Origin of the sequence: Streptomyces sp. MJM8645 (genome assembly GCF_001625365.1) — a bacterium.
In the GTDB taxonomy this organism is placed as follows: domain Bacteria; phylum Actinomycetota; class Actinomycetes; order Streptomycetales; family Streptomycetaceae; genus Kitasatospora.
In genome coordinates this window covers 1,371,141-1,395,236 of sequence record NZ_LJJF01000001.1, presented here as the reverse complement: position 1 = coordinate 1,395,236, position 24,096 = coordinate 1,371,141, and the positions used below count along the sequence as shown (strand labels likewise).

The following is a 24,096-nucleotide window of genomic DNA, read 5'->3' as shown; positions in this document are numbered from 1 at the left end:
CCCGCGTGAAGCGCCACCTCGTCTCCGCCGCCGACCTCACCCGCGACGACGCGCTGCTGATCCTGGACACCGCCGAGGAGCTGGCCCAGCTCTCCGGACGGGCCGTCAAGAAGCTGCCCACGCTGCGCGGCCGGACCGTCGTCAACCTCTTCTTCGAGGACTCGACCCGCACCAAGACCTCCTTCGAGGTCGCCGAGAAGCGGCTCTCCGCCGACGTCATCAACTTCTCCGCCAAGGGCTCCTCGGTCTCCAAGGGCGAGAGCCTCAAGGACACCGCGCTCACCCTCCAGGCGATGGGCGCCGACGCGGTCGTCGTCCGGCACCACGCCTCGGGCGCGCCGGCCCGCCTCGCCCAGTCCGACTGGCTGCACGGCAGCGTGATCAACGCCGGTGACGGCACCCACGAGCACCCCACCCAGGCGCTGCTCGACGCCTTCACCATGCGCCGCCACCTCAACGCCGGGCTGGGCAACGACCTCGCCGGGCGCCGGGTGACCATCGTCGGCGACATCCTGCACAGCCGGGTCGCCCGGTCCAACGTGCACCTGCTGACCACCCTCGGTGCCCAGGTCACCTTCGTCGCCCCGCCGACGCTGCTGCCGATCGGCATTCAGAACTGGCCCTGCGAGGTCAGCTACGACCTGGACCGCGTGCTCCCCAAGACGGACGCGGTGATGATGCTGCGGGTGCAGCGCGAGCGGATGAACGCCGCGTTCTTCCCGACCGAGCGCGAGTACAGCCGCCGCTACGGCCTGAACGGCACCCGGATGTCCCAGCTGCCCGAGCACGCCATCGTGATGCACCCCGGCCCGATGGTGCGCGGCATGGAGATCACCGCCGAGGTCGCCGACTCGCCGCGCTGCACCGTGGTCGAGCAGGTCGCCAACGGCGTGTCGGTCCGGATGGCCGTCCTGTACCTGCTGCTCGGGGGAGCCACCCTCAACGACGCCCGCACCGACTCCGTGGAGACCGCTCAGTGACCACCTACCTGATCCGCAACGCCCAGATCCTCGGCGGTGCCCCGCAGGACCTCCACCTCGCCGACGGTGTGATCAAGGAGATCGGCACCGACCTGGCGGTCGAGGCGGACATCGAGATCGACGCCGGCGGCCTGATCGTGCTGCCCGGTCTCGTCGACCTGCACACCCACCTGCGCGAGCCCGGCCGCGAGGACGCCGAGACCGTGCTCACCGGCACCCGGGCCGCCGCGATGGGCGGCTTCACCGCCGTGCACGCGATGGCCAACACCACCCCGGTGGCCGACACCGCCGGCGTGGTCGAGCAGGTCTGGCGACTCGGCCAGGAGGCCGGCTACTGCGACGTGCAGCCGGTCGGCGCCGTCACCGTCGGCCTGGAGGGCAACAAGCTCGCCGAGCTGGGCGCGATGCACGAGTCCGCCGCGAACGTGCGGGTCTTCTCCGACGACGGCAAGTGCGTGGACGACGCGGTGCTGATGCGCCGCGCCCTGGAGTACGTCAAGGCCTTCGACGGCGTCGTCGCCCAGCACGCCCAGGAGCCGCGGCTCACCGAGGGCGCCCAGATGAACGAGGGCCAGGTCTCCGGCGAGCTCGGGCTCGGCGGCTGGCCGGCCGTCGCCGAGGAGTCGATCATCGCGCGGGACGTGCTGCTCGCCGCGCACGTCGGCTCCCGGCTGCACGTCTGCCACGTCTCCACCGCCGGCTCGGTCGAGATCATCCGCTGGGCCAAGGCCAAGGGCTGGGACGTCACCGCCGAGGTCACCCCGCACCACCTGCTGCTCACCGACGAGCTGGTCCGCTCCTACGACCCGGTCTACAAGGTCAACCCGCCGCTGCGCACCGCCGAGGACGTCCAGGCACTGCGCAAGGCGCTCGCGGACGGCACCATCGACGCCGTCGCCACCGACCACGCGCCGCACCCGGACGAGGACAAGGACTGCGAGTGGGCCGTCGCCGCGATGGGCATGGTCGGCCTGGAGACCGCGCTGTCGGTCGTGCAGCAGACCATGGTGGACACCGGCCTGCTGAACTGGGAGGGCGTCGCCGACCGGATGTCGCACCGCCCGGCCCGGATCGGCCGTCTCGCCGGACAGGGCCGTCCCGTCTCGGTCGGTGAGCCGGCCAACCTGGTGCTGTTCGATCCCGCGTACCGTGGTGCCGTGAACCCGGACAGCTTCGCCACCCGCAGCCGCAACACCCCCTACAAGGGCCTTGACCTGCCCGGACGGGTGCACGCCACCTTCCTGCGCGGGCGCGCCACCGTGCTGGCCGGCGAGCTGGCCGAGCAGGGCGGGGCGGCGTGACCGGCCCGGCCGCGCTCGCCCAGGAGCAGGCCAAGGTCACCAACTGGCCCGGGTACATCGGCTGGGCCGTCGGCCTGCTGATCGTCATCGGGCTCGTCTACTGGCTGATGCGGCAGGGCTGGAACTGGCGGCGCACCCTCCAGTCCGGCATCCCGCCGCTGCCCGCCGTGCCGGCCGGCGCCGGGCGGACCATCCTGGAGACCAGCGGGCGGTACCACGGCTCCACCACCGCCGGGAACTGGCTCGACCGGGTCGTCGCGCACGGCCTGGGCACCCGCAGCCGCGCCGACCTCACCCTCGGCGAGAACGGCCTGCTGGTGCGGCGCCCCGGTGACGTCGACCTCTGGATCCCGGCCGGGCACCTGACCGGTGCCCGCACGGACTCCGGGATCGCCGGCAAGGTCGTCCCGGCCGGGCTGCTCGTCGTCAGCTGGACGCACGAGGGCACCGAGCTGGACTCGGGCTTCCGGGCCGACCACCCCGACGAGCACGCCGCCTGGGTCGAGGCGATCGCCCAACTCGCAACACGTACGAAGACGAAGACGGAAGAGGCCGCTCAATGACCGCACCTGCCCCCACCACGCAGCGCCGACGGCGGGAGCGCACCCCCGCCGTGCTCGTCCTGGAGGACGGCCGGACCTTCCGCGGCGAGGCCTACGGCGCGACCGGCGAGACCTTCGGCGAGGCAGTCTTCAACACCGGCATGTCCGGCTACCAGGAGACCCTCACCGACCCGTCGTACCACCGCCAGGTGGTCGTGATGACCGCCCCGCAGATCGGCAACACCGGCTGGAACGACGAGGACGACGAGTCCAAGCGGATCTGGGTCGCCGGATACGTCGTGCGCGACCCCGCCCGGGTGGCGTCCAACTGGCGCTCCACCCGCTCGCTGGACGAGGAGCTCGTCCGCCAGGGCGTCGTCGGCATCAGCGGCATCGACACCCGGGCGCTCACCCGCCACCTGCGCGAGCGCGGCGCGATGCGCTGCGGCATCTTCTCCGGCGAGGCGCTGACCGACCAGGCCGAACTGCTCGCCCGGGTGCAGCAGTCGCCCGAGATGAAGGGCGCCGACCTGTGCGCCGAGGTGGCCACCACCGAGGCGTACGTCGTGCCCGCGATCGGTGAGAAGAAGTTCACCGTCGCCGCGCTGGACCTCGGCATCAAGGGGATGACCCCGCAGCGGATGGCCGAGCGCGGCATCGAGGTGCACGTGCTGCCGGCCAACTCCACCCTGGAGGACCTCTACGCGGTCCAGCCGGACGGCGTGTTCTTCTCCAACGGCCCGGGCGACCCGGCCACCGCCGACCACCAGGTCGCCGTCGCGCAGGGCGTGCTGGAGCGCGGGACCCCGTTCTTCGGGATCTGCTTCGGCAACCAGATCCTCGGCCGCGCACTGGGCTTCGGCACCTACAAGCTCAAGTACGGCCACCGCGGCATCAACCAGCCGGTGCAGGACCGCACCACCGGCAAGGTCGAGGTGACCGCGCACAACCACGGCTTCGCCGTGAACGCACCGCTGGACCGGGTGAGCGACACCCCCTTCGGGCGGGTCGAGGTCTCCCACGTCTGCCTCAACGACGACGTGGTCGAGGGCCTCCAGGCGCTCGACGTCCCCGCCTTCAGCGTGCAGTACCACCCCGAAGCGGCGGCCGGCCCGCACGACGCGGCCTACCTCTTCGACCGGTTCGTCGAGCTCATGCGCGGCGACGACAAGCACAGCGCGAAGCTCATGGAGGGCCAGCGTGCCTAAGCGCACTGACATCAAGTCCGTCCTGGTGATCGGGTCCGGCCCGATCGTGATCGGCCAGGCCGCCGAGTTCGACTACTCGGGCACGCAGGCCTGCCGCGTCCTCAAGGCCGAGGGCCTGCGGGTCGTGCTGGTCAACTCCAACCCGGCCACGATCATGACCGACCCGGAGATCGCCGACGCCACCTACGTCGAGCCGATCACCCCGGAGTTCGTCGAGCGGATCATCGCCAAGGAGCGCCCCGACGCGCTGCTGCCGACCCTCGGCGGGCAGACCGCGCTCAACACCGCGATCTCCCTGCACTCGGCCGGCACGCTGGAGAAGTACGGCGTCGAGCTGATCGGCGCCGACGTGGTGGCGATCAACAAGGGCGAGGACCGCCAGCTGTTCAAGGGCGTCGTCGAGGCGGTCAACGCCAAGATCGGCCACGGCGAGTCGGCCCGCTCGGTCATCTGCCACTCGATGGACGACGTGCTGGCCGGCGTCGACACGCTCGGCGGCTACCCCGTCGTCGTGCGCCCCTCCTTCACCATGGGCGGCGCCGGCTCCGGCTTCGCCCACGACGAGGAGGACCTGCGCCGCATCGCCGGCCAGGGCCTGGCCCTCTCGCCGACCACCGAGGTGCTCCTGGAGGAGTCCATCCTCGGCTGGAAGGAGTACGAGCTGGAGCTGATGCGCGACAAGAACGACAACGTCGTGGTCGTCTGCTCCATCGAGAACTTCGACCCGATGGGCGTGCACACCGGTGACTCGATCACCGTCGCCCCGGCGATGACCCTCACCGACCGTGAGTACCAGATCCTGCGCGACATCGGCATCGCCGTGATCCGCGAGGTCGGCGTCGACACCGGCGGCTGCAACATCCAGTTCGCCGTCAACCCCGACAGCGGCCGGGTCATCGTCATCGAGATGAACCCGCGGGTGTCGCGCTCCTCCGCGCTGGCCTCGAAGGCGACCGGCTTCCCGATCGCCAAGATCGCCGCCAAGCTGGCCGTCGGCTACACGCTCGACGAGATCCCCAACGACATCACCGAGCAGACCCCGGCCTCCTTCGAGCCGGCCCTCGACTACGTCGTGGTGAAGGTCCCCCGGTTCGCGTTCGAGAAGTTCCCGAGCGCCGACGCCACGCTGACCACCACCATGAAGTCGGTCGGCGAGGCCATGGCCATGGGCCGCAACTTCCCCGAGGCGCTGCAGAAGGCGCTGCGCTCGCTGGAGAAGAAGGGCTCCCAGTTCTCCTGGACCGGCCCGGTCGGCGACAAGGCCGAGCTGCTGGCCAAGGCGGTCGTGCCGACCGACGGCCGGATCAACACCGTGATGCAGGCCATCCGGGCCGGTGCCACCCCGGAGGAGGTGTTCGAGGCCACCAAGATCGACCCGTGGTTCGTCGACCAGCTCTTCCTGCTCGACGAGATCGCCGCCGAGCTGACCGAGGCCGCGAAGCTCACCCCCGAGCTGCTGCGCCACGCCAAGCGGCACGGCTTCTCCGACCAGCAGATCGGCGAGATCCGCGGCCTGAAGCCGGACGTCGTCCGCGAGGTCCGGCACGCGCTCGGCATCCGCCCGGTGTTCAAGACCGTCGACACCTGCGCCGCCGAGTTCGCCGCCAAGACCCCGTACTTCTACTCGTCCTACGACGAGGAGAACGAGGTCGCCCCGCGCACCAAGCCGGCCGTGATCATCCTCGGCTCCGGCCCGAACCGCATCGGCCAGGGCATCGAGTTCGACTACTCCTGCGTGCACGCCTCCTTCGCGCTGGCCGACGCCGGGTACGAGACCGTGATGGTCAACTGCAACCCGGAGACCGTCTCCACCGACTACGACACCTCCGACCGGCTCTACTTCGAGCCGCTCACCCTGGAGGACGTGCTGGAGATCGTCCACGCCGAGCAGCAGGCCGGCCCGCTGGCCGGCGTGATCGTCCAGCTCGGCGGCCAGACCCCGCTCGGCCTGGCCCAGGCGCTCAAGGACAACGGCGTGCCGATCGTCGGCACCCAGCCCGAGGCGATCGACCTCGCCGAGGAGCGCGGCGCCTTCGGCCGCGTGCTGCGCGACGCCGGCCTGCCCGCCCCCAAGCACGGCACCGCCTTCTCCTTCGCCGAGGCCAAGGCCATCGCCGACGAGATCGGCTACCCGGTGCTCGCCCGCCCGTCGTACGTGCTCGGCGGCCGCGGCATGGAGATCGTCTACGACGAGGCCTCGCTCGCCTCCTACCTGGAGCGCCACGCCGGCCTGATCTCCGAGCACCCGGTGCTCATCGACCGCTTCCTCGACGACGCGGTGGAGATCGACGTCGACGCGCTGTACGACGGCACCGAGCTCTACCTCGGCGGCGTCATGGAGCACATCGAGGAGGCCGGCATCCACTCCGGCGACTCCGCCTGCGCGCTGCCCCCGATCACCCTCGGCGGCTACGACATCAAGCGCCTGCGCACCTCCACCGAGGCCATCGCGCGCGGCGTCGGCGTCCGCGGCCTGATCAACATCCAGTTCGCGCTGGCCGGGGACATCCTGTACGTGCTGGAGGCCAACCCGCGCGCCTCCCGCACCGTGCCGTTCACCTCCAAGGCGACCGCCGTGCCGCTGGCCAAGGCCGCCGCCCGGATCTCGCTCGGCGCCACCATCGCCGAACTGCGCGCCGAGGGCCTGCTCCCGGCCGAGGGCGACGGCGGCACGCTGCCGGCCGACGCGCCGATCGCGGTCAAGGAGGCCGTGATGCCGTGGAGCCGCTTCCGCGACATCCACGGCCGCGGCGTGGACACCGTGCTCGGCCCGGAGATGCGCTCGACCGGCGAGGTCATGGGCATCGACAAGGTCTTCGGCACGGCCTACGCCAAGGCCCAGGCCGGCGCCTACGGCGCGCTGCCGACCAAGGGCAAGGTCTTCGTCTCGGTCGCCAACCGCGACAAGCGCAACCTGGTCTTCCCGGCCCGCGCGCTGGTCGGCCTCGGCTTCGAGGTGCTCGCCACCGCCGGCACCGCCGAGGTGCTGCACCGCGGCGGCATCCCGTCCACGCTGGTGCGCAAGCACAGCGAGGGCGAGGGCCCCAACGGCGAGCGGACCATCGTCCAGCTGATCCACGACGGTGAGGTCGACCTCATCATCAACACGCCGTACGGCACCGGCGGGCGCCTCGACGGCTACGAGATCCGCACCGCCGCCGTGTCCCGCGGCGTGCCCTGCCTGACCACGGTCCAGGCGATGGGCGCGGCCGTCCAGGGCATGGACGCGCTGCTGCGCGACGAGGTCGGGGTGATGTCGCTCCAGGAGCACGCCGCGCTGATCAACGCCGGCCGCAAGTAGCACCACCGCAGTGGGGGGCACCGAGGCCAGCCGGGTGCCCCCCACTTCCATGCCCTGATCCGGGTGCTCACGCTCAGATCCGGGCCCTGATCCGGGAGTTGGGTTTTTGTACAAGCTGCTGTTCGACCTCGTCTTCAAGAAGATGGACCCCGAGAAGGCCCACCACCTCGCCTTCTTCTGGATCCGGCTCGCCTCCTCGGTGCCCGGCCTGCGCACGCTGGCGCGGCTGGTGCTCGCCCCGCGCGACCGGGCGCTGCACACCACCGCCCTCGGCCTCGACCTGCCGGGCCCGTTCGGCCTGGCGGCCGGCTTCGACAAGAACGGCGTCGGCATCGACGGCCTGGCGATGCTCGGCTTCGACTACGTCGAGATCGGCACCATCACCGGCGAGCCCCAGCCGGGCAACCCGACGCCCCGGCTGTTCCGCCTGGTCGAGGACCGCGCGCTGATCAACCGGATGGGCTTCAACAACCAGGGCTCGGCCCGGGTCGCCGCGCGCCTCGCCGCCCGCCCGCACACCAGCTCCACCCCGGTGATCGGCGTCAACATCGGCAAGACCAAGGTGGTCGAGGAGGCCGACGCCGTCGCCGACTACGTCAAGTCCACCGAGCGGCTGGCCAAGTACGCCGACTACCTGGTCGTCAACGTCAGTTCGCCGAACACCCCCGGGCTGCGCAACCTCCAGGCCGTGGACCACCTGCGCCCGCTGCTCGCCGCCGTCCGCGAGGCCGCCGACCGCACCACCGCGCACCACGTCCCGCTGCTGGTCAAGATCGCCCCCGACCTGGCCGACGAGGACGTCGACGCGGTCGCCGACCTCGCCCTGGAACTGGGCCTGGACGGCATCATCGCCACCAACACCACGATCGGCCGCGAAGGCCTGCGCACCGACGCCGCCCGGGTCGAGCAGATCGGCATGGGCGGCCTGTCCGGCGCCCCGCTCAAGGCCCGCGCCCTGGAGGTGCTCCAGCGCCTGCGCGCCCGGACCGGGGGCCGGCTGACGCTGGTCTCGGTCGGCGGCGTCGAGACCGCCGAGGACGTCTGGCAGCGGATCGTCCACGGCGCGGACCTCGTCCAGGGCTACAGCGCCTTCATCTACGAGGGCCCGTTCTGGTGCCGCCGGATCCACCGGGGCCTCTCCGCCCGGATCCGGGCCGCGGGCTTCCGCGACCTGGCCGCCGCCGTCGGCAGCGCCGTCGACGGCGCCAAGGCCGCCTCCTGAACCTCCGTACGCCACGGCTCCGTACGACGCCCCGTGCGAGCCGTGTAGGACCCGCGCACGGCCTCCGTGCGGCCTCCCCACGACCTTCCGGAAGGACGACATGACCCTCGCCCCGTTCGGCGCCCGGCTGCGCCAGGCCCTCGACACCCGCGGCCAGCTCTGCGTCGGCATCGACCCGCACGCCTCCCTGCTCGCCGCCTGGGGGCTCGGCGACGACCTCGCCGGCCTGGAGACCTTCAGCCGCACCGTCGTCGAGGCGCTGGCCGACCGGGTGGCCGTGCTCAAGCCGCAGGCCGCCTTCTTCGAGCGCTTCGGCAGCAAGGGCGTCGCGGTGCTGGAGAAGTCCGTCGAGGAAGCCAGGGCGGCCGGCGCGCTGGTCCTGATGGACGCCAAGCGCGGCGACATCGGCTCCACCATGGCCGCCTACGCGGAGGCCTTCCTGTCGCCCGGCAGCCCGCTGTTCTCGGACGCCGTCACGGTCAGCCCGTACCTGGGCTTCGGCTCGCTGCGCCCGGCCCTCGACCTGGCCCGCGCGCAGGGCTGCGGCGTGTTCGCGCTGGCGCTCACCTCCAACCCGGAGGGCCACGAGGTGCAGCGGGCGGTCGGCGCGGACGGCGAGTCGGTCGCGGCCTCGGTGCTGCGGCAGCTGGCGGCGGAGAACGCCGACGCCGCCCCGCTGGGCTCCTTCGGCGCGGTCGTCGGCGCGACGCTCGCCGACGCGGGCGTGGAACTGGCCATCAACGGCCCGCTGCTGGCCCCCGGGATCGGGGCCCAGGGCGCGACGATGGCCGACCTGCCGCGGGTGTTCGGCGCCGCGGTGATCAACGTGGTGCCGAGCGTCAGCCGGGACGTGCTCAAGCACGGTCCGTCGGTGGCGGCCCTGCGCTCGGCGGCCGAGCGGTTCGTCGGCGAGTACGCGGACGCGGTGAAGTAGCGGACGCGGTGAAGTAGCGGCGATCGCGGGCGCGAGCGGCGTAGCGGGGCGATGACCCTGCGCAGTGTGCGCAGCCCGGCGAGGGTCCCCGGACCCCACCGAAGTTGACGTGAGCGCCGTCACATTGGCGGTGTCAAAGTTTCGCAATCGCGGTCATTTTGCCCTGGAAAGTCCTGGTCGGCCTTGGCTGACCAGGACTTTTCGTGTTCTTTTCCTGACGTGGCGCCGCAATCCGGGTAGTGTCCGGCGATAGGTCATCGGCGAGCCGCGAAACCCGTAGCTCCCGCAGGTCAAGGGCCCTGTGGTTCCCCTTGCGGACGGTGTCCTGGGATCCAAACCAGTCATAGCTCAATCCCTTCCTTCCACACCCTGAGGTGAACGGCGTGGCTCTTCCGCCCCTTACCCCTGAACAGCGCACCGCCGCGCTCGCCAAGGCCGCCGAGGCTCGCCGGGAGCGCGCCGAGGTCAAGAACCGGCTCAAGCACTCCGGCGCCTCCCTGCACGAGGTGATCAAGGCCGGAAAGGCCGAGAACGACGTCATCGGCAAGATGAAGGTCTCCGCACTGCTGGAGTCCCTTCCCGGCGTCGGCAAGGTCCGTGCCAAGCAGATCATGGAACGCCTCGGCATCAGCGAGAGCCGGCGCGTCCGCGGCCTCGGTACGAACCAGATCGCCTCCCTGGAGCGGGAGTTCGGCGGCGGTGCCGCCTGACCGTGCCCCGTGGTCCCGGGACCGTCCGCGATCCGGGATAATCGGTGCATGAGTGAGCGTCCGCGGCTGACCGTGCTCTCCGGCCCTTCGGGGGTCGGCAAGAGCACGGTCGTCGCTCATATGAGGAAGCAGCACCCCGAGGTCTGGCTCTCGGTGTCGGCGACGACCCGGCACCCGAGGCCGGGCGAGCAGAACGGGGTCCAGTACCACTTCGTCGACAACGACGAGTTCGACAAGCTGATCGCCAACGGCGAGCTGCTGGAGTGGGCCGTCTTCGCCGGCAACCGCTACGGCACCCCGCGCTCGGCGGTGCTGGAGAAGCTGGAGCGCGGCGAGCCCGTCCTGCTGGAGATCGACCTCCAGGGCGCCCGCCAGGTGCGCGAGTCGATGCCCGAGGCGCAGCTGGTCTTCCTGGCCCCGCCGAGCTGGGACGAGCTGGTCCGTCGGCTGACCGGTCGGGGCACGGAGTCGCAGGACGTGATCGCGAAGCGGCTGGAGGCGGCCAAGGTCGAGCTCGCGGCCGAGACCGAGTTCGACACGACCCTTGTCAACACCTCCGTCGAGCAGGTAGCGGGCGAACTGCTAGCCTTGCTCGGTGTAGCCTGACCTGTCTGTCTTTTCCACCCTTTCGGAAGGTTTTCGCGTGTCCTCTTCCATGACCGCGCCCGAGGGCATCATCAACCCGCCGATCGACGAGCTGCTTGAGGCCACCGACTCCAAGTACAGCCTCGTGATCTACGCCGCCAAGCGCGCGCGTCAGATCAACGCGTACTACTCCCAGCTCGGTGAGGGCCTGCTCGAGTACGTCGGCCCGCTGGTCGACACCCACGTGCACGAGAAGCCGCTGTCGATCGCGCTGCGCGAGATCAACGCGGGCATGCTGACCGCCGAGGCGATCGAAGCCGCCTGAGGCGGTGCTCCGAAGTTTCTTGTGGAAGGGCCCGGCGGAATCGTTTCCGCCGGGCCCTTCGGCATTCCCGGGGGCTGTGGGATCGACCACGGTGCGCGCGGCGGCTGAGGGGCCGTAGGGTGTGCACGTCCCAGGAGTGGAGGAGAGCGGGAGTATGAGCGCGACTTCGGACCGGAGCGGGTCGGCGGACGCGCCGCGCGTCGCCCTCGGCGTCAGCGGCGGCATCGCCGCCTACAAGGCGTGCGAGCTGCTCCGCCGGTTCACCGAGTCCGGCCACCAGGTCACCGTGGTGCCCACCGAGGCCGCGCTGCACTTCGTCGGCGAGGCCACCTGGGCCGCGCTCTCCGGCCGCCCGGCCGCCACCGAGACCTGGGAGCGCGTGCACGAGGTGCCGCACGTGCGGATCGGCCAGCAGGCCGACCTGGTCGTGGTCGCCCCCGCCACCGCCGACCTGATCGCCAAGGCCGCCCACGGCCTCGCCGACGACCTGCTCACCAACACCCTGCTCACCGCCCGCTGTCCGGTCGTCCTGGCGCCCGCCATGCACACCGAGATGTGGGAGCACCCCGCCACCCGGGACAACGTCGCCACGCTGCGCCGCCGCGGCGTGATCGTGCTGGAGCCGGCCGTCGGGCGGCTCACCGGCAAGGACACCGGCAAGGGGCGGCTGCCCGAGCCGTCCGCGATCTTCGACGCCTGCCGGGCCGTGCTGCGCCGGGGCGGGGCCGCCCCGACCGACCTGGCGGGCCGGCACGTGGTGGTCTCGGCCGGCGGCACCCGCGAGCCGCTGGACCCGGTGCGGTTCCTGGGCAACCGCTCCTCCGGCAAGCAGGGCTACGCGCTGGCCGTGACGGCCGCGGCCCGTGGGGCGCGCGTGACGTTGGTCTCGGCCAACGCGGAGCTCGCCGACCCGGCCGGGGTCGACGTGGTGCACGTCTCTACCGCGCTGGAGCTGCGCGAGGCGGCCCTGAAGGCGGCCGCGTCGGCCGACGCCGTGGTCATGGCCGCGGCCGTGGCGGACTTCCGGCCCGCCGAGTACGCCAGCGGCAAGATCAAGAAGGTCGAGGGCGTCGAGCCGGCGCCGGTCGCCCTCGTCCGCAACCCCGACGTCCTGGCCGAGCTGGCGGCGCACCGCGCCCGTTCGGGCCAACTCGTGGTGGGTTTCGCGGCGGAGACCGACGACGTGCTCGCCAACGGCCGCGCCAAGCTCGCCCGCAAGGGCTGCGACCTGCTGGTCGTCAACGAGGTGGGCAACGGCAAGGCCTTCGGGACGGACGTCAACGAGGCCGTGGTGCTGGGCTCGGACGGCAGTGAGACGGCCGTTCCGGTGGGTCCGAAGGAGGCGTTGGCGGACGTGGTCTGGGACCTGGTCGTCAAGCGGCTGGAAACGGTCGGCGACTGATCAAGCCCTGCTGGAGATCGGTCGAGATTTCCGGAAGCGGGTGACGTTCGGCGGAGGCATCCCGTTAGACTCCAGGAATCAAGTCTTTCCGGATGTCCTCGGTTCGCCGGGGGCCTTCAGTCAGCAGCCGCTGCAACCCCAGGGAGCGCTGTGTCTCGCCGCCTGTTCACCTCGGAGTCCGTCACCGAGGGACACCCCGACAAGATCGCTGACCAGATCAGCGACACCATCCTTGACGCTCTCCTGCGAGAGGACCCGACCTCCCGGGTCGCCGTGGAGACGCTCATCACCACCGGCCAGGTGCACGTGGCCGGCGAGGTGACCACCAAGGCGTACGCGCCGATCGCCCAGCTCGTCCGGGACAAGATCCTGGAGATCGGCTACGACAGCTCCAAGAAGGGCTTCGACGGCGCCTCCTGCGGCGTGTCGGTGTCCATCGGCGCGCAGTCGCCCGACATCGCTCAGGGCGTCGACACCGCGTACGAGGCTCGGGTCGAGGGCGACGAGGACGACCTGGACAAGCAGGGCGCCGGCGACCAGGGCCTGATGTTCGGCTACGCGTCCGACGAGACGCCCGAGCTGATGCCGCTGCCGATCACCATCGCGCACCGCCTCTCGCGCCGCCTGACCGAGGTCCGCAAGAACGGGACCATCCCGTACCTGCGCCCCGACGGCAAGACCCAGGTCACCATCGAGTACGACGGCGACAAGGCCGTCCGCCTCGACACCGTGGTGGTCTCCACCCAGCACGCCAGTGACATCGACCTGGAGTCGCTGCTCACCCCCGACATCCGCGAGTTCGTGGTCGAGCCCGAGCTGAAGGCGCTCGCCGACCAGGGCATCAAGCTGGTCACCGAGGGCTACCGCCTGCTGGTGAACCCGACCGGCCGCTTCGAGATCGGCGGCCCGATGGGCGACGCCGGCCTCACCGGCCGCAAGATCATCATCGACACCTACGGCGGCATGGCCCGCCACGGTGGCGGCGCCTTCTCCGGCAAGGACCCGTCCAAGGTCGACCGCTCGGCCGCGTACGCGATGCGCTGGGTGGCGAAGAACATCGTCGCCGCCGGCCTCGCCCGCCGCGCCGAGGTGCAGGTCGCGTACGCGATCGGCAAGGCCGAGCCCGTGGGCCTGTTCGTCGAGACCTTCGGCACCGAGACCGTGCCGGTGCTGTCCATCCAGAAGGCCGTCACCGACGTCTTCGACCTGCGCCCGGCCGCGATCATCCGCGACCTGGACCTGCTGCGCCCGATCTACTCCCAGACCGCGGCGTACGGCCACTTCGGCCGTGAGCTGCCCGACTTCACCTGGGAGCGCACCGACCGCGTGGAGCAGCTGAAGGCGGCCGTGAAGGACTGAACGGCCTGATCGTCCGGAAGCGGCGCCTACCCCCGGGCGGGGTGGGCGCCGCTTCTGTGCGTTCTGTCGGTGTGACCTGGTAGTACTGGGAGCGATGAGCAGCACAGGGGAGACGGAGAACACGGAGAACGGGGCCGAGCCGGAGCAGCTGGCGTTCATCCGGGAGACGGTCAAGCGGGCCAAGCCCCGGACGTGGCGCGGCGCCAAGCGGGCCGAGCACCTGCCGGTGGCCCGGGTCGTGGTGGACAAGGGCGTGCTCACCATCGACAAGTTCTTCGACTACGAGGTGCCGGCCGCGATGGCCGAGGAGGCCCGCCCGGGCGCCCGGGTGCGGGTGCGCTTCGGCGCGCGCGTGGTGAAGGGCCAGCGCGAGGGCGGGGAACTGCACGACGGATTCATCGTCGCCAGGCTGGAGAAGAGCGACTTCCCCGGCCCGCTCGCCCCGCTCGCCCAGGTGCTCTCACCCGAGCCCGTGCTCACCCCCCAACTGCTCCGGCTCTGCCGGACCGTCGCCGACCGCTACGCCGGCACCCTCGCCGACGTCCTCCAACTGGCCGTCCCGCCCCGGCACGCCAAGGCCGAGGCCGAGCCCTCGCCGCCGGCGCTCCCGCGCCCCCCGGCCCCCGCCCCCGGGGGCTGGCAGCGCTACCCGGCCGGGCCCGACTTCCTCGCCGCGCTGGCCGACGGCGGCGCGCCGCGCGCCGTCTGGGCGGCGCTGCCCGGCCCCGGCTGGCCGTACGAGATCGCGCGCGCCGTCGCCGCCACGCTGGCGGGCGGGCGCGGCGCGCTCGTCGTGCTGCCCGAGGGGCGGTCGGTCGCCCGGGTCGACCAGGCGCTCACCGAATTGCTCGGCGCGGGCCGGCACGTGGCCCTGGAGGCCGACCTCGGCCCGCGCGAGCGCTACCGGCGCTGGCTGGCGGTGAGCCGCGGCTCGGTGCACGCCGTGATCGGCACCCGCGCCACCATGTTCGCGCCGGTGCGCGACCTCGGGCTGGTCGTCGTCTGGTCCGACGGCGACAACAGCCACAGCGACCCGCGCGCCCCGCACCCGCACGTGCGCGAGGTCGCGCTGCTGCGCGCCGCCGAAGAGGGCGCGGCCGTGCTGCTCGGCGGCCACGCCGTCACGGTGGAGGGCGCGCAGCTGGTCAGCACCGGGTGGGCCCGACCGCTGACCGCCGACCGGGAGACCGTGCGCCGGATCGCGCCGCGGGTGCGGACCGTCACCGACCAGGACCAGCACCGCGACAGCGCCGCCCAGTCCGCCCGGCTGCCCTCGGTGGCCTGGGAGGCCGCCCGGGAGTCGCTGGCCGCCGGGCACCCGGTGCTCATCCAGGTGCCCCGGCGCGGCTACGTGCCCCGGCTGTCCTGCGCGCGCTGCCGCACCCCCGCCCGGTGCCGGCGGTGCGAGGGCCCGCTGGAGGCGCCCGCGGCCGACGCCGCGCTGAACTGCGGCTGGTGCGGGGAGGCGGAGACGGACTGGCACTGCCCCGAGTGCGGCTCGTTCCGGCTGCGCGCCCAGGTGGTCGGCGCCCGGCGCACGGCGGAGGAACTGGGCAAGGCGTTCCCGCGGATCCCGGTGCGCACCTCCGGACGGGACGCGGTGCTGGCCACCGTCCCGGACGAGCCGTCGCTGGTGATCTCCACGCCCGGTGCGGAGCCGGTGGTGGACGGCGGCACCGGGTACGGGGCCGCGCTGCTGCTGGACGGCTGGGCGCTGCTCGGCCGGCCCGACCTGCGGGCCGGGGAGGAGACGCTGCGGCTCTGGCTGGCGGCCGCCGCGCTGGTCCGGTCCGCCGAGGAGGGCGGCTCGGTGGTCGTGGTCGCCGAGCCGTCGGCGCGGCCGGTGCAGGCCCTGGTCCGCTGGGACCCGCTGGGCCACGCCGGGCTGGAACGCGACGAGCGGGCGCAGCTGCACTTCCCGCCGGTGTCGCGGATGGCGTCGGTCAGCGGCAGCCCGGCGGCCGTGGCCGACCTGCTGGGGCTGATCCGGCTGCCCTCGGAGGCGGACGTGCTCGGGCCGGTACCGGCCCCGGCCCTGCGCGGGGAGGAACAGGAGCGCGCGCTGCTGCGGGTGCCGCCCGGGCAGGGGGCGGCGCTGGCGGCGGCCCTCAAGGCGGCGCAGATCGCGCGGATCGCGCTGCGGACGCCGGAGGCGGTACGGGTGCGGGTGGATCCGACCGACATCGGGTGAGGCCGGCGGGGGCGGGGTGAGTGGCCACCCCGCCCCGGATGGCGCTGGTCGGACGGCGGCGTCAGCCGCGCAGCGGGATGCCGGTGCGGTCGATCGGGGTGCGGTCGATCGGGGTGCGCTCGGGGGTGGTGCGGTCGACCGGGGGGCGGTCGAGGTTGCCGCGCTCCGGTGCGGTGCGGTCGAGGTTGCTGCGGTCGAGGGTGTTGCGCTCCAGGGCGTTGCGGTCGAGGCTGCTGCGGTCCAGGCCGCCCTGGCGGGCCGCCGGGACGGTCGCCGCCAGGCCGCCGGACGGCACGGCGGGCAGCTCCTCCGAGCGGTCCGGGCGGCCCTGGCCCGGGACGGCACCGCTGGCGGCGAGGAGTTCGCTGGTCGGGCGGCGCATCCCGTACCGGCGGTGCACGGCCTGCTTGGTGACCCCGAGGGCCGAGCCCACCGAGTCCCAGGAGAAGCCCAGCGCCCGGTCGAACTCGACCGCCGCCGCGACCAGGGTCTCCACGCTCTCCCTCAGCTCCTGCGCCAGGCGCACGGTCGGCGCGGGCGCCCGTCCGTACACCACGAAGCCGGCCGACGTGCTGGGCCGGCGCGGACGGTAGACGTTGCCCAACTGGGCGGTGAGCGTCCGCAGCGCGTCGACCTGCCGCCTCACCCGCTCGATGTCCCGCACCAGCAGGTGCAGGCTTGCCCGCGCCCGGGCGTCGTGGTTGATCTGCTCGGCCATGGCCTACGTGCCACCTTCCGTACGGTTCAGCTCGGCCGGGGCGCGGTGTCCCGTGCGCCCGGCCCCGGTCAATCTCACTTGACCAACGCCGAAGCGGGGGCCGGGGTAACGCCGCCGGGCAGACTCGGGATATGCCAGAAGCCGGTGCCGGGGTGGGGGAGGGGCGTTCGGGGCCGCGCGAAGGGTGGTGCGAGGGGCGGTGTGAGGGGCGGTGTGAGGGCATGGGCGGCGGGCCGGGTGCGTTGCATAGACTTGCCGGGAACCCGTAGTTGCCCGCAACCCCGCACCCTCGACGGACAGGAGCCCGTACCCCATGGCGATCCAGCCGATCCGGCTCTTCGGAGACCCCGTCCTGCGGGCCACCGCCCAGCCGGTGACCACGTTCGACAAGGAACTGCGCACCCTGGTCGGCGACCTCACCGAAACCATGCTCAACGCCCCTGGTGCAGGCCTCGCCGCGCCCCAACTCGGCGTCTCCCTACGGGTGTTCACCTATCACGTGGACGGTGTCACCGGGCACCTGATCAACCCGGACCTGTCGCTGACCGAGGAGGAGCAGGACGGCCCCGAGGGCTGCCTCTCGCTGCCCGGCCTGCGCTACGACACCAAGCGCGCCTACGGCGTGGTCGCCAAGGGCTTCACCATGTACGGCGATCCGGTCACCCTGGAGGGCACCCAGCTGCTCGCCCGTTGCATCCAGCACGAGACCGACCACCTCGACGGCATCATCTTCATCGACCGGCTCGACCGCGAGCAGCGCAAGGCCGCGCTGAAGGCGATCCGCGACACCGACTGGGGCGGCGCGCCCGCGCCGGTCGTCAAGGTCTCCCCGCACAGCACGTTCGGCGCCGCGCGCTGAACCCTCTGGCGCCGAACCCTCTGGCGCTGAACCCTCTGATCTCCAACGTCTTCTTGCAGAAAGGCACTTGATGCGTCTCGTCTTCGCCGGCACCCCCGAGGTCGCCGTTCCCGCCCTGGACGCCCTGCTCGCCTCCGACCGGCACGAGGTCGTCGCGGTGGTCACCCGCCCCGACGCCCCCGCCGGGCGAGGGCGCAAGCTGGTCGCCAGCCCCGTCGCCCAGCGCGCCGAGGAGGCCGGGATCGAGGTCCTCAAGCCGGCGAAGCCCAGCGACCCGGAGTTCGTCGCCCGGCTCACCGAACTCGCCCCCGACTGCTGCCCGGTGGTCGCCTACGGCGCGCTGCTGCGCCCCGGCACGCTGGAGATCCCCAAGCACGGCTGGGTCAACCTGCACTTCTCGCTGCTGCCCGCCTGGCGCGGCGCGGCCCCCGTCCAGCACGCGGTGCTGGCCGGCGACGAGGTCACCGGCGCGGCCACCTTCCTGATCGAGCAGGGCCTGGACTCCGGTCCGGTCTACGGCGTGATCACCGAGGAGATCCGCCCGACCGACACCAGCGGCGAACTGCTCACCCGCCTCTCGGTGTCCGGCGCGCGACTGCTCACCGCCACCATGGACGGCATCGAGGACGGCTCCCTGCACGCCCTCCCGCAGCCGGCCGAGGGCGTCACGCTCGCCCCGAAGATCACCGTCGAGGACGCGCGCATCGAGTGGAGCCACCCCGCCCTGCGGATCGACCGTGTGGTGCGCGGCTGCGCCCCGGCGCCCGGCGCCTGGACGGAGTTCCGCGGCGAGCGGCTGAAGATCACCGGGCCGGTGAAGCTGCTGACCGACTCGTCCGCCCTGGCGCCCGGGGAGCTGGCCGTGGTCGGCAAGAACAGCGTGCGGGTCGGGACGGGCAGCCACGAGGTCGAACTCGGCGAGGTCCGCCCGCAGGGGAAGAAGGAGATGCGGGCGGCGGACTGGGCGCGCGGGGCGCGGCTGGAGTCCGGGGAGCGCTTCGGCTCCGAGGGCTGAGGCTCAGGTTTAGCGTTACTGTTCGTCTGATAACCACTGATAATCGTCTGATAGCCACCGATAACCACCGCAGCACCTTGAGGCACCCTGTGACCACCCCCAGCGCCCAGCGCGCCCCCCGCCCGCACCGCCGCCCGAAGAAGGACCCGGCCCGGATCGTCGCGTTCCGCGCGCTGCGCGCCGTCGACGAGCGCGACGCGTACGCCAACCTGATCCTGCCGTCGCTGCTCCGCGAAGCCGAGCAGAAGGGCATGGACCGGCGCGACGCCGCCCTCGCCACCGAACTCGTCTACGGCACCCTGCGCCTGCAGGGCACCTACGACGCGATCATCGCCGCCTGCATCGACCGGCCGCTCAGCAAGGTCGACCCGCCGGTCCTGGACGTGCTCTCGCTCGGCGCCCACCAGCTGCTCACCACCCGCATCCCCAGCCACGCGGCGGTCTCGGCCACCGTCGAGCTGGCCCGGGTGGTGCTCGGCGACGGCAAGGCCAAGTTCGTCAACGCCGTCCTGCGCCGGATCAGCGCCCACGACCTGGACGCCTGGATCGAGAAGGTCGCCCCGCCGTACGAGAAGGACGCCGAGGACCACCTCGCCGTCGTCCACTCGCACCCGCGCTGGGTCGTCTCCGCGCTCTGGGACTCGCTCGGCCGCTGGCAGCCCGACGCCTCCGGGCGCAGCGCCCTGGAGGACCTGCTGCGCGCCGACAACGCCCGGCCCGAGGTGACCCTCGTCGCCCGCCCCGGCCGGGTCGACATCGGCGAACTCGCCGACGTGCTGCCCGAGGCCGAGCCCGGCCGCTGGTCCCCGTTCGCGCTGCGGCTCGCCGAAGGCGGCGACCCGGGCTCGCTGGAGGCCGTCCGGGACAACCGGGCGGGCGTCCAGGACGAAGGCAGCCAGCTGGTCGCCCTCGCCCTGGCCAACGCCCCGCTGGACGGCCCGGACCGGCTCTGGCTGGACGGCTGCGCCGGCCCCGGCGGCAAGGCCGCGCTGCTCGCGGCGCTGGCCGCCGAACGCGGCGCCGGGCTGGTCGCGAGCGAGAAGCAGCCGCACCGCGCGCGGCTGGTCGCCCGGGCGCTGGAGGGCAACCCCGGCCCGTACACGGTGATCACCGCGGACGGCACCCGCCCGGCCTGGCGCTCCGGCGGCTTCGACCGGGTGCTGGTCGACGTGCCGTGCTCCGGCCTGGGCGCCCTGCGCCGCCGCCCCGAGGCGCGCTGGCGCCGCCGCCCCGCCGACGTCGCGGCCTTCGGCCCGCTCCAGCGGGACCTGCTGCGCTCGGCGATCGACGCCACCCGGGTCGGCGGGGTCGTCGGGTACGCGACCTGCTCGCCGCACCTCGCGGAGACCCGGGCCGTCGTGGACGACGTGCTGCGGGCCGAGGGCGGCCGGGTCGAGTGGATCGACGCGCGCCCGCTGCTGCCCGGCGTCCCCGCGCTCGGGGACGGGCCGGACGTGCAGCTCTGGCCGCACCTGCACGGGACGGACGCGATGTACCTGGCGCTGCTGCGGCGGACGGCGTGATCCGCTGATCCCGTGATCCCGTGATCCCGTGACCCGGTGGGGGGACTGGGGAGGGCGGTGCGCTCAGCCGGGTGAGGGGGGCTGCGGCCGGGCGGGCGGGGGGCCGGGGAGGTCGGTGAGGAGGGCGTGGGCCTGGGCGCGGAGGCGGTCGACCGGGGGGTCCTCGCAGATCACCTCCAGGCCGAGCCCGCTCGCCTGCCCCCGGTGGTAGTACGACTGGTAGGCGAGGTAGGGGCGGTGGCCGTCGGTGGGGTCCAGCCCGACGGCGAGCGTCGCGAAGTGGGTGCGCTCGTTCTCGGTGCGCTCGAACTCCGTCCGGGAGAGCTGCCATTCGAACTCGTACGGCTCCGGATCGGACGGCAGGTCCAGCAGCGCCTGGGCGAGCCGGCGGACGTCCTCCGGCCCGGCGAACGGGAGCGACTCGGACCAGCGGGGCGCGGCGGCGAGCAGCTCCCAGCCGCCGCCGTTGCGGCTGACGGACAGTGCCCACTCGCCGTCCTGGTCGTGCCAGTGGCAGCTGAGGATCGGATCCATGGTGGTCAACCTCCTTGTGAGGCTTGGCCGTTCGGCTCTCCCCATCGTGGCACACCGGACCGCCGAAGGGAGCCGGGCGGGGCGGCCGGCGGGGGCGCGTGGGGATTTCAGGCCGGGGTGGTCAGTCGGTGGCCGGGTCCGGCGCGGGGTGCCAGGGGCGGTCGGCGCGGGTCGGGCGGGCTGCGGCGGTGAGGCGCAGGGCGTACACCTCGCGGTCGGTGGCCGGGTGCGGGACGGGGCCGAGGTAGTCGTGGCCGGTCAGGTGGCACCAGGCGGGCAGGTCGAGGGGGGCGGCGGGGTCGGTGGTGTGGATGTGCACCACCGCGCCGGCCGGCAGGTCGGCGATCCGGGCGCGCAGGCGCAGCAGCAGCTGGACGCAGAGCAGGCCGGTGCCGTCGACGGTCAGGTCGGGGGCGGGCTCCTGGCCGGGCTGCTGCCCGGGGGTGTGGGTCATGGGGTTGCTGCCCTTCGCGGTGGTGCGGCGGTGCCGGGGTGTGGGGGTGTCGGGGTGCAGGGGTGCCGGGTTCAGCCTAGGAGGTGGGCCCGGGCGGGGCGTTGGGAGGGTTCGGAAATCCGGGTGACGGCCGTGAGGGGGCGGTGTTACGGTGGGGGAGTTCGTGTTCGACCAGGATCAAGGGAAACGAGGAGGTGGGGTTGATGACCGCGCCCAAGGCCGTCGCCGTGTGCAGCGCCCGGACCACCCTCACGTCCCGGGCGTCGGCCTGACCTTCCCCCCAATCCCCTGTCCCCGCTGGGAGCGTGAGCTCGCGGGGCCGAGGACGCATTGACGCCCTCGGACGAACACACCACTCCGGAACGGATCCTCGTTCATCATGACCACGTTCAACGTGACCTCGCACACCCCCTCGCACTCCCCGTGGACCACCCGCGTCGAGACCGCCGCGGACGTCGCAGCCGTCCGGGAGATCGTGCTGGCCGCCTTCGACACCCCGGGGGAGGCCGACCTCGTCGACGCCCTGCGCGCGGACGAGGCCTGGATCGACGAACTGTCGCAGCTCGCCCTCGCCGAGGACGGCCGCCCGGTCGGCCATGCCCTGCTGACGCGCTGCCACATCGGTGGCACCCCGGCACTCTGCCTGGCACCCGTCGCCGTCCTGCCCGAGTACCAGCGGACCGGTGCCGGCTCCGCCGCCACCCGCGCCGCCCTGGAGGCGGCGCGGCGGCTGGGCGAGCGCTTCGTCGTCGTCCTCGGACACCCGGACTACTACCCGCGGTTCGGCTTCGGCCGGGCCTCCGGGTACGGGATCGGGCTGACCATCGAGGTGCCGGACGAGGCGTTGATGGCTCTCGCCCTGGACCCGGAGCGGCACCCGTTGCCGTCCGGGACGGTGCGGTACGCGGCGCCGTTCGGGATCTAGCAGTTTCGTAGTCGGACGGTTCGACAGTCCGACGGTTCAACAGTCCGCTAGTCGCGGGCTGTGGCCGCCCCCGGCTGCTGGTCGGGGGCGGTACCGCCGAGGCGGGTGAGCAGGACGGCGAGGCGGTCGAGGTCGTCGGGGCTCCACTGGTCGGCGGCGAAGAGCTCGGCCGCGACCTTCCGGGCCGTGTACAGCATCTCGGCGAGTCGTTCGCGGCCGGTCGGCGTCAGGGCCGCGTAGGCGACCCGGGCGTCGCGGGCCGCCGCCTCCCGGCTCACCAGACCGATCCGCTCCAGTGGCGCCAGTCCGCGGGTGACGCCCGAGGCGGTGACGCCGAGGGCCTCGGCGAGGTCGACCCGGCGCATCCGGCCGCCGGGGGCGTGGCCGAGGTGGAGCAGCAGGGTGAAGTCGGACAGGCTCACGCCGTGCAGGCGGCTGAGGCCCGCGTCGAAGCGCTTGGCCACGGCGGCCTGGGCGCGGACCAGCCGCAGGGCGGTGTCCAGCGGGTCGGGCCGGGTGCCCGGGTGCGGGTCGGTCTGAGGGTTGGCCTGCGGGTCGGCCGGTGGGTTCGTGTGCGGGTTGGCGTGCGAGTCTGTCATTGCTACCTCCTTGACTACTCAAGCATACCGGTGCGGCGAGCCGTCAAGGAGGTAGCGGGAGGGGGAGGGGGCTAGCCGGCGTTGGCGGCGCGGCGCTGCCGCTTGCCGAGCGGTGCCTGCGAGAGGTCCTCGGCCTGGGAGCGCAGGTTCTTGTAGCCGTAGCCGCGCTCGGCCAGCCAGGCCCGCGCCGCCTGCTCGGCCCGCTCGGCCGCCGCCAGGATGTCCTCCTCCGCCTCGCCCGAGTCGAGGAAGCGGAAGGTGAAGGCGGCCCGCGCGCCGAGGTCGTAGCTGAGGTGTCCCTCGCGGGTGAAGGCCGCGCGCAGCACGTCGTGTTCGGGCGCGCGGGCGAGGAGTTCGGCGTGCTGCTCGGCGCTCAGGCCGTCGAAGACGCCGCGCACCATGATGCGGAAGGTTCGAGTGGTCATCCCCCGACCATAGGCAAGGCGGGCGGTCGACCGCCAACCCGATTTCGTGCCGCTGGTCGGATCCCGGTGGCCGGGTCCCGCTGGTCGACCGCGGGTTCCGGGGTTTCGCCTAGGCGCGCCGGGTGGGCAGGCGGGTGCAGACGGTGCCGGAGGCGAGCGGGGCCGGTTCGGCCTTGAGGGTGTCGAGGGTGAAGTCCGTGGTGAGGGCGCTGATGTCGGCGGTCTGCCGGATGAGGTAGTGGTTGGCGCCGGGGGCTTCGTAGCGGGCGAGGTCGGGGACGACCGGGCGGGCCCGCAGGGCGTATTCGAGGGACTGGTTGGCGTTGGCGGCGCTGTGGTCGCCGGTGCCGTGGACGATCAGGACGCGCCGGCCGGCGAGGTGGTCGACGGGGTCGCCGCTGGGCAGCCAGGGCGCGATGCCGGCGACGCCGACGACGTTCGCGTGCCCGGCGCACCAGAAGGCGGCGCGCCCGCCGAGGGAGTTGCCGATGAGGACGACGGGTACGTCGCCGTAGCGGCGGGCGAGTTCGTCGAGGGCCCAGCGGGTGTCGACGGCGGTGTCGGCGTCGGTGCCGTTCCAGCCGCTGTAGCGGTAGCGCAGCAGGTGGACGGCGAGGCCGTGCGGGCGGCCGCGGTCGGCGAGTTCGGCGGTGAGGCGGCGCAGGCCCAGTTCGGCGACCTTCAGCGGTCCGCGCCGGCTGCGCAGGAACCCGCCGGGCAGCAGCAGGGCGACGGCTTCGACCCGCCCCGTCCCGTCGTCGCCGAGTCGTGGGGTCAGTTGTGCGGTGCGCGGCCGCTGCGCCTGGAACACGCGAAATCCTTCCCTGGTGTCTACCTGCGGATTCTACGGTTCCGTGGGCGGGTCGCGGTGCGTGAGCAGGGGCCGCAGGGCCCAGCCGGTGGCGCGGGGGCGGGGCCCGCGTGGACTGGGCCTGGCGGGCCGACTCGCCTCCGGGTACGAGGCGTTGGGGCGGGGCGTTGGGG

General features: G+C 73.0%; 23 protein-coding genes. 17 read left to right on the top strand and 6 right to left on the bottom strand.

Going from position 1 to position 24,096, the window contains the following annotated elements:
• Positions 1-5 precede the first annotated feature (5 nt).
• The 13 genes from A6F73_RS05675 (at position 6) to A6F73_RS05615 (ending at position 16,060) form a co-directional block, all read left to right on the top strand.
• Positions 6-980: an aspartate carbamoyltransferase catalytic subunit gene (locus tag A6F73_RS05675; RefSeq protein ID WP_063346762.1), complete on the top strand. Its 975-nt coding sequence runs from the start codon at positions 6-8 to the stop codon at positions 978-980.
• Positions 977-2,281 carry a dihydroorotase gene (locus A6F73_RS05670; protein WP_063346761.1) on the top strand — a complete coding sequence of 435 codons (1,305 nt, stop codon included), beginning with the start codon at positions 977-979 and terminating at the stop codon, positions 2,279-2,281. The genes A6F73_RS05675 and A6F73_RS05670 overlap by 4 nt, the downstream gene beginning before the upstream one ends.
• A complete protein-coding gene (locus A6F73_RS05665; RefSeq protein ID WP_063346760.1) occupies positions 2,278-2,844 on the top strand; it encodes a hypothetical protein in 567 nt (188 codons plus the stop codon). The genes A6F73_RS05670 and A6F73_RS05665 overlap by 4 nt, the downstream gene beginning before the upstream one ends.
• On the top strand, positions 2,841-4,031 hold the full coding sequence (gene carA / locus A6F73_RS05660) for a glutamine-hydrolyzing carbamoyl-phosphate synthase small subunit (RefSeq protein ID WP_063346759.1): 1,191 nt from the start codon (positions 2,841-2,843) through the stop codon (positions 4,029-4,031). The genes A6F73_RS05665 and carA overlap by 4 nt, the downstream gene beginning before the upstream one ends.
• The gene (carB, locus tag A6F73_RS05655; RefSeq protein ID WP_063346758.1) at positions 4,024-7,332 is read left to right on the top strand and encodes a carbamoyl-phosphate synthase large subunit; all 3,309 of its coding nucleotides are present in this window, start codon (positions 4,024-4,026) and stop codon (positions 7,330-7,332) included. The genes carA and carB overlap by 8 nt, the downstream gene beginning before the upstream one ends.
• A 106-nt stretch (positions 7,333-7,438) precedes the next feature.
• Positions 7,439-8,554 (top strand): quinone-dependent dihydroorotate dehydrogenase, encoded by a 1,116-nt coding sequence (locus A6F73_RS05650; RefSeq protein ID WP_063346757.1) that lies wholly within the window; start codon positions 7,439-7,441, stop codon positions 8,552-8,554.
• A 100-nt stretch (positions 8,555-8,654) separates the two neighbouring features.
• Positions 8,655-9,488 (top strand): orotidine-5'-phosphate decarboxylase, encoded by an 834-nt coding sequence (pyrF, locus tag A6F73_RS05645; RefSeq protein WP_063346756.1) that lies wholly within the window; start codon positions 8,655-8,657, stop codon positions 9,486-9,488.
• Between the two features lie 383 nt (positions 9,489-9,871).
• Positions 9,872-10,198: an integration host factor, actinobacterial type gene (gene mihF, locus A6F73_RS05640; RefSeq protein ID WP_063346755.1), complete on the top strand. Its 327-nt coding sequence runs from the start codon at positions 9,872-9,874 to the stop codon at positions 10,196-10,198.
• Between the two features lie 48 nt (positions 10,199-10,246).
• Positions 10,247-10,804: a guanylate kinase gene (gmk, locus tag A6F73_RS05635; RefSeq protein ID WP_063346754.1), complete on the top strand. Its 558-nt coding sequence runs from the start codon at positions 10,247-10,249 to the stop codon at positions 10,802-10,804.
• 37 nt (positions 10,805-10,841) lie between these two features.
• Positions 10,842-11,108, top strand: coding sequence for a DNA-directed RNA polymerase subunit omega (rpoZ, locus tag A6F73_RS05630; protein ID WP_030240625.1), 267 nt, complete (start codon positions 10,842-10,844; stop codon positions 11,106-11,108).
• A 154-nt stretch (positions 11,109-11,262) separates the two neighbouring features.
• Positions 11,263-12,510: a bifunctional phosphopantothenoylcysteine decarboxylase/phosphopantothenate--cysteine ligase CoaBC gene (gene coaBC / locus A6F73_RS05625; RefSeq protein ID WP_063346753.1), complete on the top strand. Its 1,248-nt coding sequence runs from the start codon at positions 11,263-11,265 to the stop codon at positions 12,508-12,510.
• Between the two features lie 150 nt (positions 12,511-12,660).
• Positions 12,661-13,869, top strand: coding sequence for a methionine adenosyltransferase (gene metK / locus A6F73_RS05620; protein WP_063346752.1), 1,209 nt, complete (start codon positions 12,661-12,663; stop codon positions 13,867-13,869).
• Positions 13,870-13,963: 94 nt separating this feature from the next.
• Positions 13,964-16,060, top strand: a complete 2,097-nt coding sequence (locus A6F73_RS05615; protein WP_063346751.1) for a primosomal protein N' — start codon at positions 13,964-13,966, stop codon at positions 16,058-16,060.
• A 61-nt stretch (positions 16,061-16,121) separates the two neighbouring features.
• Here A6F73_RS05615 and A6F73_RS44350 read toward each other — a convergent pair whose 3' ends face one another.
• Positions 16,122-16,778, bottom strand: a complete 657-nt coding sequence (locus tag A6F73_RS44350; RefSeq protein WP_347878515.1) for a hypothetical protein — start codon at positions 16,776-16,778, stop codon at positions 16,122-16,124.
• Positions 16,779-17,091: 313 nt separating this feature from the next.
• Between A6F73_RS44350 and def the strand changes: the two genes are divergently transcribed.
• From def to A6F73_RS05595, 3 genes are all read left to right on the top strand, one after another.
• Entirely contained in the window at positions 17,092-17,637 is a 546-nt protein-coding gene (def, locus tag A6F73_RS05605; RefSeq protein ID WP_063346750.1) for a peptide deformylase, read from the top strand.
• Between the two features lie 70 nt (positions 17,638-17,707).
• On the top strand, positions 17,708-18,652 hold the full coding sequence (fmt, locus tag A6F73_RS05600) for a methionyl-tRNA formyltransferase (RefSeq protein ID WP_063346749.1): 945 nt from the start codon (positions 17,708-17,710) through the stop codon (positions 18,650-18,652).
• 89 nt (positions 18,653-18,741) lie between these two features.
• Complete coding sequence (locus A6F73_RS05595; protein WP_063346748.1) at positions 18,742-20,175, top strand: transcription antitermination factor NusB; 1,434 nt, start codon at positions 18,742-18,744, stop codon at positions 20,173-20,175.
• Between the two features lie 63 nt (positions 20,176-20,238).
• Here A6F73_RS05595 and A6F73_RS05590 read toward each other — a convergent pair whose 3' ends face one another.
• Together A6F73_RS05590 and A6F73_RS05585 are read right to left on the bottom strand one after the other, a co-directional pair.
• Positions 20,239-20,709, bottom strand: a complete 471-nt coding sequence (locus A6F73_RS05590) for a hypothetical protein (RefSeq protein WP_063346747.1) — start codon at positions 20,707-20,709, stop codon at positions 20,239-20,241.
• Positions 20,710-20,830: 121 nt separating this feature from the next.
• Positions 20,831-21,163: a sulfurtransferase TusA family protein gene (locus A6F73_RS05585; RefSeq protein WP_063346746.1), complete on the bottom strand. Its 333-nt coding sequence runs from the start codon at positions 21,161-21,163 to the stop codon at positions 20,831-20,833.
• A gap of 379 nt (positions 21,164-21,542) precedes the next feature.
• Here A6F73_RS05585 and A6F73_RS05580 point away from each other — a divergent pair, with 379 nt between their 5' ends.
• Positions 21,543-22,088: an N-acetyltransferase gene (locus A6F73_RS05580; protein WP_063346745.1), complete on the top strand. Its 546-nt coding sequence runs from the start codon at positions 21,543-21,545 to the stop codon at positions 22,086-22,088.
• 47 nt (positions 22,089-22,135) lie between these two features.
• Here A6F73_RS05580 and A6F73_RS05575 read toward each other — a convergent pair whose 3' ends face one another.
• The 3 genes from A6F73_RS05575 to A6F73_RS05565 form a co-directional block, all read right to left on the bottom strand.
• The gene (locus tag A6F73_RS05575) at positions 22,136-22,687 is read right to left on the bottom strand and encodes a MarR family winged helix-turn-helix transcriptional regulator (RefSeq protein WP_079135464.1); all 552 of its coding nucleotides are present in this window, start codon (positions 22,685-22,687) and stop codon (positions 22,136-22,138) included.
• Between the two features lie 71 nt (positions 22,688-22,758).
• Positions 22,759-23,112 carry a DUF6204 family protein gene (locus A6F73_RS05570; protein WP_063346744.1) on the bottom strand — a complete coding sequence of 118 codons (354 nt, stop codon included), beginning with the start codon at positions 23,110-23,112 and terminating at the stop codon, positions 22,759-22,761.
• A 109-nt stretch (positions 23,113-23,221) separates the two neighbouring features.
• Positions 23,222-23,923 (bottom strand): alpha/beta hydrolase, encoded by a 702-nt coding sequence (locus tag A6F73_RS05565; RefSeq protein ID WP_063346743.1) that lies wholly within the window; start codon positions 23,921-23,923, stop codon positions 23,222-23,224.
• Between the last annotated feature and the right edge of the window lie 173 nt (positions 23,924-24,096).

Excerpts from the sequence above, each read along its gene's own strand:
- def (WP_063346750.1), top strand. The coding sequence starts at position 17,092 with ATGGCGATCCAGCCGATCCGGCTCTTCGGAGACCCCGTCCTGCGGGCC.
- A6F73_RS05580 (WP_063346745.1), top strand. The coding sequence starts at position 21,543 with ATGACCACGTTCAACGTGACCTCGCACACCCCCTCGCACTCCCCGTGG.
- coaBC (WP_063346753.1), top strand. The coding sequence starts at position 11,263 with ATGAGCGCGACTTCGGACCGGAGCGGGTCGGCGGACGCGCCGCGCGTC.
- A6F73_RS05570 (WP_063346744.1), bottom strand. The coding sequence starts at position 23,112 with ATGACCACTCGAACCTTCCGCATCATGGTGCGCGGCGTCTTCGACGGC.
- gmk (WP_063346754.1), top strand. The coding sequence starts at position 10,247 with ATGAGTGAGCGTCCGCGGCTGACCGTGCTCTCCGGCCCTTCGGGGGTC.
- A6F73_RS05585 (WP_063346746.1), bottom strand. The coding sequence starts at position 21,163 with ATGACCCACACCCCCGGGCAGCAGCCCGGCCAGGAGCCCGCCCCCGAC.
- A6F73_RS05590 (WP_063346747.1), bottom strand. The coding sequence starts at position 20,709 with ATGGATCCGATCCTCAGCTGCCACTGGCACGACCAGGACGGCGAGTGG.
- A6F73_RS05615 (WP_063346751.1), top strand. The coding sequence starts at position 13,964 with ATGAGCAGCACAGGGGAGACGGAGAACACGGAGAACGGGGCCGAGCCG.
- fmt (WP_063346749.1), top strand. The coding sequence starts at position 17,708 with ATGCGTCTCGTCTTCGCCGGCACCCCCGAGGTCGCCGTTCCCGCCCTG.
- pyrF (WP_063346756.1), top strand. The coding sequence starts at position 8,655 with ATGACCCTCGCCCCGTTCGGCGCCCGGCTGCGCCAGGCCCTCGACACC.
- A6F73_RS05575 (WP_079135464.1), bottom strand. The coding sequence starts at position 22,687 with ATGACAGACTCGCACGCCAACCCGCACACGAACCCACCGGCCGACCCG.
- A6F73_RS44350 (WP_347878515.1), bottom strand. The coding sequence starts at position 16,778 with ATGGCCGAGCAGATCAACCACGACGCCCGGGCGCGGGCAAGCCTGCAC.
- carA (WP_063346759.1), top strand. The coding sequence starts at position 2,841 with ATGACCGCACCTGCCCCCACCACGCAGCGCCGACGGCGGGAGCGCACC.